Source organism: Pacificimonas aurantium, assembly GCF_020092905.1.
GTDB classification, from domain to species: Bacteria; Pseudomonadota; Alphaproteobacteria; order Sphingomonadales; family Sphingomonadaceae; genus Pacificimonas; species Pacificimonas aurantium.
In genome coordinates, this window is sequence record NZ_JAGSGB010000001.1 from 446,940 (window position 1) to 458,676 (window position 11,737).

Consider the following 11,737-nt stretch of genomic DNA (forward strand, 5'->3'; position numbering starts at 1 on the left):
GAATTTGTAGTAGGCGTAGGCGAGGATTGCGGACGCGACCGCGCCGAGCGGGAAACTCCACCAGATGGCGTTCGCGCCAAGGTTCGCCTGCAAATATTCCGCAAAGGGAATGCGCATCGCCCACATGGTGACCAGATAGATGATCGTCGGCGGGATCATCGCCCCATTTGCGCGCACAATGCCTATCATCGCCGTCGTCACCGCCAGAACGATCCAGCACCACAATACGATTTCGTTGATTTCGAGGGCAATTTCCAGACTTTCGCCGCCCTCGGGGAGGAACAGGAGCAGCGGAAGGTCGCCGAGCAGGTAGACGAGCGCGCAGACCAGACCGGTCGACCCCATCGACAGGAGGACACCGCGAAGCGCGATGCGCGAGACGCGGTCCCACGCGCCCGCGCCGATATTCTGCGCTGCCATGGCGGAAATCGACGCACCGAAGGCGATGGCCGGCATCTGCACATAGCCCCACAGCTGCGCCGCCGCGCTATAGGCGGCGGCAACGGTCGCGCCATAGCTGTTCACCATTCCGAGTAGGACGAAATAGGCGCCCTGCACGATGATCATCTCCGCAGCCATGGGCGCGCCCTTGCGTACCAACGTCATCAAGGTCGGCAGATGAGGCACGAAGTGATGGAATTCGCCGCGTCGCAGCGCGATCGGAAGGTTGCGGCGATAAACGAAGCCGACAAGCGCCAGAAGCGCGGTGAAATTGCCAATCAGGTTGCCGATCGCCGCGCCTGCGATCCCGAGGCGCGGGAACCCGAAGGCCCCGGTAATCAGGAGCGGCACCAGGATGGCGGCGATACCGATCCAAACACAGGAAAAGATGAACGGCGTGCGGGCATCCCCGCGTCCGCGCAGCATCATCATCATGGCGATGAATGTGAAGATCGAGGGAATGGCGAGACAGGTATAGCGCATGAAGGTCAGAGCCTGCGCGAACGCGCTGTCCGGCATCTGGATGGCCACGAGAAGATAGGGCCATGCGGCCCAGCCGGCAGCCGCCAGCAGCGTGGAAAAAGCCGCGATGAAACTGAGCGCGGTGCCGACCGTCCGCTTCACCGCATGGCTGTCGCCGGCGCCGAAGGCCTGGCCGATGGCGATACCGGCGGCGGTGCCGATGCCCATCACCGCGCCCATCAGCATGAACATGAAGACGTTCGCGTTGACCACGGCAATCAGCGAATCCGGGCCCAGGGTCCTGCTGACCCAGATGGCCGACCAGGTACCGGCAAGAGAGTGCAGGATGTTCGTCGTCAGGAGGGGCAGCGCGAAGACGGCCAGCGTGGGGACGATATCGCCCTCGATCAGCCGCCGTTCCCGCGCATCGGGTTCGCCCGGCGGCATCGCGCCAATATCCCGCGCGTCGGTCCCCGGCGCGAAGAGTTCGAACTCGGGCCGGCCGGTTGCCGGCTGATCACTCATGCCGGCGCTTGTCGGCGCTCGTCCAGCTGGCGAAGATTCTCTTCATGCCCTTCCCGACTGAGCTGGTAGCGGCTGATGCAGAAAATCATGGCCATATAGAACCCCAGATAGACCGGCATGTAGATAACCGCCAGACGGAAGAGCGTCAGGTCCGATACCTCGCCCTGCTGGGCACCGGTGGCAATGCCGGCCAGCGAGATCACGAACCCAGCCACGACGATCCCAAGCCCCTCGCCCCATTTTCGCATGAACGTGGCGGCGGCGAAGAAAAGCCCCTCAGAGCGGCGGTGCGTGCGAAGCTCCGCATCCTCCACCAGATCGGCGAGCATCGAGGCGGCGAGGATCTGGTAGCAGATGATCAGCGCCACATCGAGCGTCGTGGTGACGAAGATGATCGGAAATAGCAGCGGATCGCCGTTCTCCGGCATCACCCCGACCAGCCGCAGGAAGACGGGAGTGGGGGAGCCGAGGAATGCGACCAGGCCGATGATGACGGCGCCGCGCTTCTTGCCGATCGTCCGGCTGACGAAGGCCGCAATCGGCGCGCCGATGATCGCCGACAGGAACACACCGGCGGTGATGTAAAAGATCTCCATCGGGGTGAAGCCCCAGAAGAAGGTGGAGAAATAGAAAGCAAGGCCGGCGCCGAGGCCGCTGGCAATGTAGCCGAGCAGCGAGGCGATGAAGAGAGCTGCGAACGACCGGCTGCGAAAAGTCTCCAGGATTTCCCGGAACATGATCCCAAGCGTCAGGGTGCGCTGAGGCGGTGCCTTCGGCAGGTCCTTGATGCGCGCATGGGTACCGAGCGAGGACACCAGAATCGAGATTAGGATGATCGAGCAGGCGGCAAGCGCATAGACGCGGTAAGCCTCTGGATTGAACTGCCCGTTCGGAATGGCTTCGGTGGAGAAGGCGGCGAAGATCAGTCCGAAGCTGACCACGGTCATGATATTTCCGCCGGACCAGCCGAAGAAATAGCGCCAGCTGAGAAGCGACGACCTTTGATCATAATCCTGCGTCAGTTCGGCCGCGAGCGCCGCCCCGGGCGTTTCATAAAGGGTGATGATCGTCCGGATCAGAATCGACAGGATGACGACATACCAGAATAGCTGGGCCTGGCTGAGCCCGTCCGGCGGCGTCCAAAGGAAATAGTAGGTGACGACGATCGGTATTGCTGCGCCATACATGAATGGATGTCGGCGCCCCCAGCGTGACCGGAGATTGTCCGACCAGTATCCGACGAGCGGGTCTGAGAAGGCGTCCGCGATCAGCGCCACCATGATCGCCAGAGAGACGAGGCGGGAGTCCAGTCCGACAACCTGCGCGTAAAACAACAGCAGGAAATATTTGAACCCCTGATCCTTGATGCCGTACGCAACCGAGCCGAAGCCATATGCGAATTTGGTCCACAGAGACGGCTTGTCCTTGGTGGATGCCCCCGTGGGTTCATCCGCAATAAGCTCGCGCTCAAGCGCGGCCTGGTTCAGCCCGGCCGGTTCCTTCATTCGATGTCCTCCCCAGGACGTTTTGAGGTCACGCTAGGACAGCGCCCAGAGCTTGAACAGCCATCAGATCAATGAAGTCTGGTGCTTTTCGAGACCGCTTTTATGACTGGCGCCGACGCAAAATCTTCGACCGGGGGACCAACATGACCTTTCGCACCGTTTCGCGCCTATTCGTGGCGAGCCTGCTGACGAGCGCCGCCTGGGCGCAGTCTCCAGCACCGGAGAGCGAGAACCCGGTCGAGGAAAGCGAAACGACGGAAGATGAGAATCTTCGCACTGTCTCCGCGCCCGAGGCGGTGCCCGAGCAGACCCCGGAAAGCGGCGGCGACAGCGGGGCCTCGGCCGATGAGAAGGCGGACGCGTGGGACGTGATGGCGCCCCCCGGCGTGGCGCTGCGCGACGTCGCCATTCGCGTCGACGAGGGCACGTGGATGGATGTCGATGTCTCCCCCAATGGCGATCTGATCGCGTTTGCCCTCCTCGGCGACATCTACACCATGCCGATCTCAGGCGGCACGCCGACCCGCATATCCGAGGGGCTGGCCTGGGAAGTGCATCCGCGCTTTTCACCCGACGGGCGCCGCATCGCGTTCACCAGCGACCGGGGCGGTGGAAACAACATCTGGCTCATGAATGCTGACGGGTCGGACAAGCGCCAGCTGACGAACGAGGATTTCCGTCTGCTCAACCAGCCGACCTGGTCTCCGGACGGACAGTTTATCGCCGCGAAAAAGCATTTCACGACCGGCCGTTCTCTCGGCACGGGCGAGATCTGGCTCTATCATGTGTCGGGCGGCAGCGGGGTGAAGCTGGTCGCGCGTCCCAACGAGCAGCACCAGAAGGAACTCGGCGAGCCGGTCTTCGACCCGCGCGGTGGGGGCATCTTCTTCACGCGGAACGTCACGCCGGGCCCGATCTTCGAATATGCGCAGGATTCGAACACCGAGCTGTTCAACATCGAGCGTTACGACCTGGAAACCGGCGAGACCAAGACGGCCGTCGGCGGTTTTGGCGGCGCGGTCCGCCCGCAGCCCTCGCCCGATGGAAATCTGATCGCCTATGTGAAGCGCGAAAACACCCGCTCCAAACTCTACGTGAAGAACCGCCTTACCGGCGAAGAGCGCAAGATCTACGACGACCTGGACCAGGACGTGCAGGAGACCTGGGCGGTCACCGGTGTCTATCCCAACATGGCCTGGACGCCCGACAGTCGCTCGATCCTATTCTGGGCGAAGGGCAAGATCCGCCGGATCGACGCCGATGGGTCGGGGGCCGCCGTCATTCCCTTCCGCATCGATGACACGCGCGCCGTTGCGGATGCGCCGCATCCGGTCATCCCCGTTTACGAGCCCACGGTTGAGGCGACCATGGCTAGGTTCGCCGCCGTCTCGCCCGACGGACGCACGGTCGTTTTCGAGAGCCTCGGCAGGCTCTATACCATGCCCGCAGGCGGAGGCACGCCGCGGCGGCTGACGTCGACCGAGGAAGGGCGCGAGCTGTTCCCCACCTGGTCGCGGGACGGCGAAACCATTGCCTTCGTGCACTGGACCGACGAGGGTCTCGGCCGGCTACGCACGATCGGCGCCCGGGGCCGCAACCTGAGAACGCTTACCAGCCTGCCCGGCCATTATTCGCGCCCGGCCTTCTCTCCCGATGGTCGCACGATCGTCTTCGAAAAGGGTGAGGGCGGTTATCTGACGGCCCCGGAATATTCCGAAAATCCGGGGATCTACTCGGTTCCGGTAGAGGGCGGCACGATCAGTCAGATCAGCGATAGCGGATCCAGTCCGCATTTCGGGTCTGCGAACGACCGGGTCTTCTCGATGGTCAGCGAAGGCGGGGCGCAGAAGCTCGTTTCGACCGATCTCAACGGGGAGGCTCGCCGCGTTCATGCGCATGGCGATCTGGTCACGGGCTACCGCGTCTCGCCCGACGCCCGCTTCGTCGCGTTTACCGAGGACTATGACGTCTACGCCATGCCGCTGATGCCGGGCGGCCAGGACGTGGCCATTTCGGCCGGGGCGAAGGCTCTGCCCATCGTCGAAGTGTCCGATTCCGGCGGCGACTACATGACCTGGTCGTCGGGCGGCGAACGACTGCACTGGTCGCTTGGCCCGACGCTCTATACCGCGATGCGCAGCGACCTCTTCAGCACGGCGCCTACACCGGAGGGAGAGACGGCCAGCGCCTACACGCAGCCCGAAACCGGCGTCTCAATGCTGCGCCGCGTCGAGGCCGCCCAGCATAGCGGAACCTATGCGATTACCGGGGCGAAGATCGTCACGATGTCGGCCGGAGCCGACGGAAAGACCGACGGCGGCATCATCGAAAACGGCACCATCCTCGTCACCGACGGGAAGATCGCCGCCGTCGGCGAGACCGCCGCGATGACCTATCCGGCGGGCACCCCGACAATCGATGCCAGCGGCAAGACAATCGTCCCAGGCTTCATCGACGCCCATGCCCACGGCCCGGTAGCCAGCGACGAACTTGTGCCGGAACAGAACTGGTCGCTGGTCCAGAACCTCGCCCTTGGTACGACAACAATCCACGATCCCTCGACCAGCTCGGCCTTCTTCGTGGCGGCCGACCTGCAACGGGCAGGCGAACTTCTCGCCCCGCGGATGTTCTCGACCGGGCGGGTAATCTACGGCGCAAAGGCACCCGGGGTCTACGCCCAGATCGACTCGCTCGACGACGCGCTCGACCATGTGCGCCGGCTGAAGGCCGAAGGCGCGCGCTCGGTGAAGAATTACAACCAGCCGCGCCGCGAGCAGCGACAGATGGTCGTGGAAGCTGCGCGGCAGGAAGATATGCTCGTCGTTGCGGAGGGCGGCAGCCTCTACGGCATGGACATGAACCTCGTCGCCGACGGCAACTCCACTCTTGAACACAATGTGCCTTTGGAGACCTTCTACGAGGACGTGCTGCAGTTCTTCTCGCAGTCTGACACCAACTATACGCCGACCCTGGTGGTGACCTATGGCGGGCTGGCCGGCGATCCCTATTGGAGGCAGGCGACAAATGTCTGGGAGCAGCCGCTGCTGCAGGCGCATACGCCGCCCGCGCTTCTCAGCGCGCAGACCTCGCGCCGGACGACGGCCCCTGAAAGCAATTTCGTCGATGACGAGGCCGCGCGGGAGGCGAAGAAGCTGATGGACCGCGGCGTGAAGGTGTCGATCGGGGCCCATGGCCAGCAGGCAGGCATCGGCACGCATTGGGAGATCTGGTCGTTCGCACGGGGCGGGCTGAGTAATATCGAGGCGCTGAACACGGCCACGCTGATGGCGGCGCAGTCGCTCGGAATGGACCGCGAAATCGGCTCCCTTGAACAGGGCAAGCTGGCCGACCTCCTGATTCTCGACGGCGACCCCACGGAGAATATCCGAAATACCGAGCGGGTGTACCGAGTCGTCCTCGGCGGCCGGGTCTACGATCCGGCGACCATGAACGAGACGGTTTCGGGTACCGAGGAACGGATGCCCTATTGGTGGGAGGATTGATGCGGCCACGGCTTCCCGGCGCGCTTCTCTGGCTGTCGGCGGTGATCTTCGGCGCGGGGGTTGCGGCGGCGCAGTCCGCCTCGCCCCCCGCTCCGGCTCAGTACCGGATCGCCTTCCCCAATGCGGTCCATCACGAGGCCGAGATATCGGTTCGCTACACCGGACTCCCCACCGGACCCGTCACCTTCCGCATGTCGCGGTCGTCGCCCGGCCGCTACGCACTGCATGAATTCGCCAAGAATGTGTACGGCGTATCGGCCAGTGGAGAGGACGGAGCGGATCTGCCGATTGTCCGGTCGGGACCCTATGCCTGGACGGTGCCAGACCATAGCGGGGGCATTACCTTCCACTATACCCTGTTCGCCGATCATGCGGACGGCACCTATGCGCAGGTCGACCACCGGCATGCCCACCTCAATATGCCAGCCACCTTCATATGGGCGGAGGGCGAAGCCGACCGCCCGGTGGAGCTGACGGTCGAGCTACCGGTCCCTGACTGGAAGGTGGCAACTCAGCTTTCCCGTCGGGGCGGCACGACATTCACGGCGCCGAACCTGGCCTACTTTTTCGACAGCCCGCTTGAAATCTCGTCATTTGCTTTGCGCGAATGGTCGGTCGGCGATCCGGACCGCCAGCAGACGATCCGCATAGCGCTGCATCATCAGGGCAACGACGAGGACTTCGACCGCTATGCCGAGGAAACCCGCCGCATCGTCGCGGCGCAGGCGGACATCTGGGGCGAGTATCCGCAATTCGACTATGGCACCTACACCTTTCTCGCCGACTATCTGCCGCATGTCGACGGTGACGGCATGGAACACCGCAATTCGACCGTCATCACCCGGCCCGCATCGCTATACGAAGCCGACTTCGCGCAAATTGGCACGACCGCCCATGAATTCTTCCACGCCTGGAACGTGGAACGGTTAAGGCCGAAGGACCTCGAGCCCTTCGATTTCACGCGCGCGAACCCCACCGACCTTTTGTGGTTCGCGGAGGGCTTCACCAGCTATTATGGCCCGCTGTCCATTCGCCGCGCGGATGTCTGGGATACCGAGACCTATCTCGACAAGCTCGCCGGGACGCTCGCCTATGTCCTCAATTCGCCGGGCCGCCGCTTCGGGGGGCCCGCGGCGATGAGCCTGCGTGCGCCCTTCGTCGATGCCGCCACGGCGGTCGACCCCACGCCCTTTTCCGAGACCTTCACGTCTTACTATCCCTATGGCGCTGTCGTGGCGCTCGCCCTCGACCTGGAAATGCGCACACGCTTCGCCATTCCGCTCGATGCGCTGATGCAGCAGCTGTGGCGCACGCACGGGCGCCCTGAGATTCCGTACGAGCAAGAAGATCTCGAGGCCGCCCTGGCCGAAGTGACCGGCGACGCCAGCTTTGCGCGGCGCTTCTTCGCGCAGATGGTCGAGGGCAACGCCCTGCCCGATTTCGAGCCGCTCTTGGAGAGGGCCGGGATCGTGCTGTCGCCGAAGGCTCCCGATACGGCCTGGGCCGGCCCGAACGATCTTGTGACCGACGGTCCCGTGGTCACGATCGACGGCAACACACGCCCCGGCACCCCCCTTTACGAAGCCGGCCTCGACCGGGGCGACGAGATACTGGCGCTCGGCCGCCGCCACGTCGACAGCGAAGACGACTGGACGGGCGAACTGGCGCGCTGGGCGCCCGGCGACATCGTGCCGATCCGCTTCCTGCGCCGGGGTGAAGTCGTTACCGCGGAGCTTACTCTGGCGGCAGACCCTGCCCTGTCGCTGCAGACCTATGAGGCCGCGGGGCGGACGCCGTCCCCCGCTCAGCTCGAGTTCCGGTCAGACTGGCTCGGCAGCGACGACCGGGACTGAGCGGCGCCCCTCGCAAGCCTGCGGCGCGCCTGCTAAGCGCCGCGCCAAACAAATTGAACCGAACAAGCGAACGGGAGGAGCGCAGATGCGCACCATCGAGCATTTCATCGGCGGCGGGTCGGTCGGCGGCGGTACGCGCAGACATAAGATCTGGAACCCCTCTACGGGGGAAACCCAGGCCGAAGTGCTGCTCGGCACGAAGGCCGAACTGGATGCAGCGGTCGCAAAGGCCAAGTCCGCGCAGCCGGCATGGGCCGCGACAAACCCCCAGAAGCGGGCACGCGTCCTGTTCGACTATAAGCGGATCGTCGAGGGCCGCATGGACGAGTTGGCGGAACTGCTCTCGTCGGAGCATGGCAAGGTCATTGCCGACGCGCGCGGCGACGTTCAGCGCGGCCTGGACGTGATCGAGTTCGCCTGCGGCATCCCCCATGTCCTGAAGGGTGACTATACTCAGGGCGCCGGCCCCGGCATCGACGTGTATTCGATGCGCCAGCCGCTCGGCATCGGCGCGGGCATCACGCCGTTCAACTTCCCCGCCATGATCCCGATGTGGATGTTCGGCGTGTCGATCGCCGTCGGTAACGCGATGATCATCAAGCCGTCGGAGAGAGACCCGTCCGTGCCGATGAAGCTGGCGGAACTCATGCTTGAAGCCGGCGCTCCGGAAGGCATTCTGCAGGTCGTGAACGGCGACAAGGAAATGGTCGATGCCATTCTGGACCATCCGGACATTTCCGGCGTCAGCTTCGTCGGCTCATCGGACATCGCGCATTATGTCTATCGGCGCGGTACCGAGAACGGGAAGCGCGTGCAGGCCATGGGCGGCGCCAAGAACCACGGCATCGTAATGCCCGATGCCGACCTCGACCAAGTCGTCAACGATCTGGCGGGCGCCGCGTTCGGGTCGGCCGGCGAGCGCTGCATGGCGCTGCCCGTTGCCGTACCGGTGGGCGAGAAGACAGCCAACGAGCTGCGCGAAGCCATGATCCCTGCCATCGAGAAGCTCCGCGTCGGCGTGTCCACCGATCCGGATGCCGACTATGGCCCGGTCGTCACGCCCGAGCACCGCGAGCGCGTGAAGGACTGGATCGGCAAGGGCGTCGAGGAAGGCGCCGAACTGGTCGTCGATGGCCGCGAATTCAGCCTTCAGGGCCATGAGGACGGCTTTTTCATCGGCCCCTCGCTGTTCGACCGGGTGACGCCGGACATGTCGAGCTACAAGGAAGAGATTTTCGGGCCGGTGCTGCAGCTCGTACGCGCGGAGAGCTTCGAGGAGGCGCTCTCGCTTCCGACCACCCACCAGTACGGAAACGGCGTCGCCATCTTCACGCGAAACGGCCATGCCGCGCGCGAATTCGCGCAGCGGGTGGACGTGGGCATGGTCGGTATCAACGTACCGATTCCCGTCCCCGTCGCCTACCACAGCTTTGGCGGCTGGAAGCGTTCGGCCTTCGGCGATCACGGTCAGCACGGCATGGAAGGTGTGCGCTTCTGGACCAAGCTGAAGACGGTGACGCAGCGCTGGCCGGACGGCGGCGCCGACGGCGGCAATGCCTTCGTCATCCCGACCATGGGCTGACCGCGATAGGGGAGGTCTCTGGCGGTCAGCCTGCTGCAGGCACGGACGTTCGTCGCTGCGGGGCTCCTTCGGCCCGAGTGGCGCGTTGAGCCCCGGAGCCGAAACCATGGTGAAGGACTAGTTCGATGCGTACCAGCCTGATTGCCCTCGCCCTTATTGCCTTGCCGCTCACATCCTGCGGCGAAGCCGACACGGGCGTGGTGGGTCATGATGAAGGGGCGAATTCACCTGCCGACCCGTTCATCGTCGAGAATGGCGAGGCGTCTGGAGCGGAGGCGGAAGCGGGGACCACGCCGGTCGCGGCAATTCCCGAAGCGCTGCAAGGCCGCTGGGGACTGGTCGAGGCAGATTGCGACCCTTCCCGCAGCGACGCCAAGGGCATGATGGAGGTCACGACGGACGGTCTCGACTTCTATGAGAGCCGGGCGACGCTCAGCCGATCGGTGCAGCGCAGCGACCAGACGCTGCGCGCGGTGTTCGACTTCTCCGGTGAAGGGCAGAGCTGGAGCCGGGAAGTGCGGCTCGACCTGGCGGACGGCGGTGAAACGCTCGAGCGCGAGGACCTAGACGGCGAACTCGAGGGCGAAACACTGGTTTATACACGCTGTAACTGATGGCCAGCCCATGACGCGAACAAGACAAGCCCCCCTCACCGGCCGCAAGGTCCTCGACCTCAGCCGGGTGCTCGCGGGGCCGTGGTGCACGATGATCCTCGGCGATCTCGGCGCAGACGTGACGAAGGTCGAAAACCCGAACGGCGGAGACGACACGCGCGGTTGGGGACCGCCCTTCGCCGCCGGCGAGGCCGCCTATTATCTCTGCGCCAATCGCAACAAGAAGAGTATCGCCCTCGATTTCAGCAAGGCCGAGGGGCAGGAGATCGTCCGCGCCCTCGCCGCCGAGGCCGACATTCTGGTCGAGAACTACAAAGCCGGTGGCCTGCGAAAATACGGCCTCGACTATGACAGCCTGAAGGAAATCAACCCGCGCCTCGTATATTGTTCGGTCACAGGCTACGGCCATGACAGTCCGCTCCGCGAACGCGCCGGCTATGACTATGTCATCCAGGCCGAAGGGGGGCTGATGTCCGTTACCGGCCCGAAAGACGGCGCCCCCCACAAGGTCGGTGTTGCCGTTGCGGACCTGTTCACGGGCATGGCTGCCGCCCAGGCGTGCCTTGCCGCATTGATCGCCGCCGACCGCGACGGTGAAGGGCAGCATCTCGATATTGCACTTTACGATGCGCAGCTTGCGATGCTCGCCAATGTCGGCAGCGCCTATCTCGTTTCGGGCGACGAGCCGGGGCGTTACGGCAACGGTCACGCGACAGTCGTCCCCTATGACCTCTTCGATGCGAAGGACGGCGCGATCGTCATCGCCATTGGCAATGATCGCCAGTTTGCGCGTTTCGCCGCCGAGGTGATGAAGCGCCCGGACATAGCCGACGATCCGCGGTTCGCAGCCAATTCAGCGCGGGTGGAACACCGCGATGCGCTCATGAGGGAAATGCGTCCGGAGGTCGCCGCGCGCCCGGCTACCTACTGGCTGGACGGCATGCGCCGGCACGGCATTCCTTGCGCACAGGTCCGCGGTGTGGGCGAGGCGCTAACCGCGCCCGAAACCCGGGCGCGTGACATGGTGAAGCGGGTCGCCCACCCCCTTGCGGGGGAGCTCGAGCTGATCGGCTCGCCGCTCAAGTTCGGCGCCACACCAATCGTCGACTTCACGCCGCCTCCACTGCTGGGCGAGCATTCCGAAGAGATTCTTTCGGGCCTGGGGCGCGAAGGGCCGGAGATAGCCGAACTGCAGCGCAGGGGGGTGATCGGCTCACCCCCGTCCAAAGACCCCTGAGCGAAACCGCTCCCG

The 11,737-nt window shown here is 64.5% G+C and carries 6 protein-coding genes and 1 pseudogene; 5 read left to right on the plus strand and 2 right to left on the minus strand.

What is annotated here, in order from left to right:
• Nucleotides 1-111: 111 nt before the first annotated feature.
• A pseudogene (locus tag KCN53_RS16225) lies at nt 112-1,428 on the minus strand (MATE family efflux transporter); the annotation flags it as partial.
• The gene (locus KCN53_RS02230; RefSeq protein ID WP_088711642.1) at nt 1,425-2,933 is read right to left on the minus strand and encodes an MFS transporter; all 1,509 of its coding nucleotides are present in this window, start codon (nt 2,931-2,933) and stop codon (nt 1,425-1,427) included. The gene KCN53_RS02230 and the pseudogene KCN53_RS16225, both read right to left, overlap by 4 nt.
• Before the next feature lie 143 nt (nt 2,934-3,076).
• On the opposite strand from KCN53_RS02230, the gene KCN53_RS02235 reads away from it, so the two are divergent.
• The 5 genes from KCN53_RS02235 (at nt 3,077) to KCN53_RS02255 (ending at nt 11,722) form a co-directional block, all read left to right on the plus strand.
• Complete coding sequence (locus KCN53_RS02235; RefSeq protein WP_088713342.1) at nt 3,077-6,436, plus strand: amidohydrolase family protein; 3,360 nt, start codon at nt 3,077-3,079, stop codon at nt 6,434-6,436.
• Nucleotides 6,436-8,289 (plus strand): M61 family metallopeptidase, encoded by a 1,854-nt coding sequence (locus tag KCN53_RS02240; protein ID WP_088711641.1) that lies wholly within the window; start codon nt 6,436-6,438, stop codon nt 8,287-8,289. Before KCN53_RS02235 ends, KCN53_RS02240 begins: the two co-directional genes overlap by 1 nt.
• A gap of 85 nt (nt 8,290-8,374) precedes the next feature.
• Nucleotides 8,375-9,871: a CoA-acylating methylmalonate-semialdehyde dehydrogenase gene (locus KCN53_RS02245; protein ID WP_088711640.1), complete on the plus strand. Its 1,497-nt coding sequence runs from the start codon at nt 8,375-8,377 to the stop codon at nt 9,869-9,871.
• A 125-nt stretch (nt 9,872-9,996) separates the two neighbouring features.
• The gene (locus tag KCN53_RS02250) at nt 9,997-10,485 is read left to right on the plus strand and encodes a hypothetical protein (RefSeq protein ID WP_088711639.1); all 489 of its coding nucleotides are present in this window, start codon (nt 9,997-9,999) and stop codon (nt 10,483-10,485) included.
• A 10-nt stretch (nt 10,486-10,495) separates the two neighbouring features.
• Nucleotides 10,496-11,722, plus strand: a complete 1,227-nt coding sequence (locus KCN53_RS02255) for a CaiB/BaiF CoA transferase family protein (protein WP_088711638.1) — start codon at nt 10,496-10,498, stop codon at nt 11,720-11,722.
• Nucleotides 11,723-11,737 lie beyond the last annotated feature (15 nt).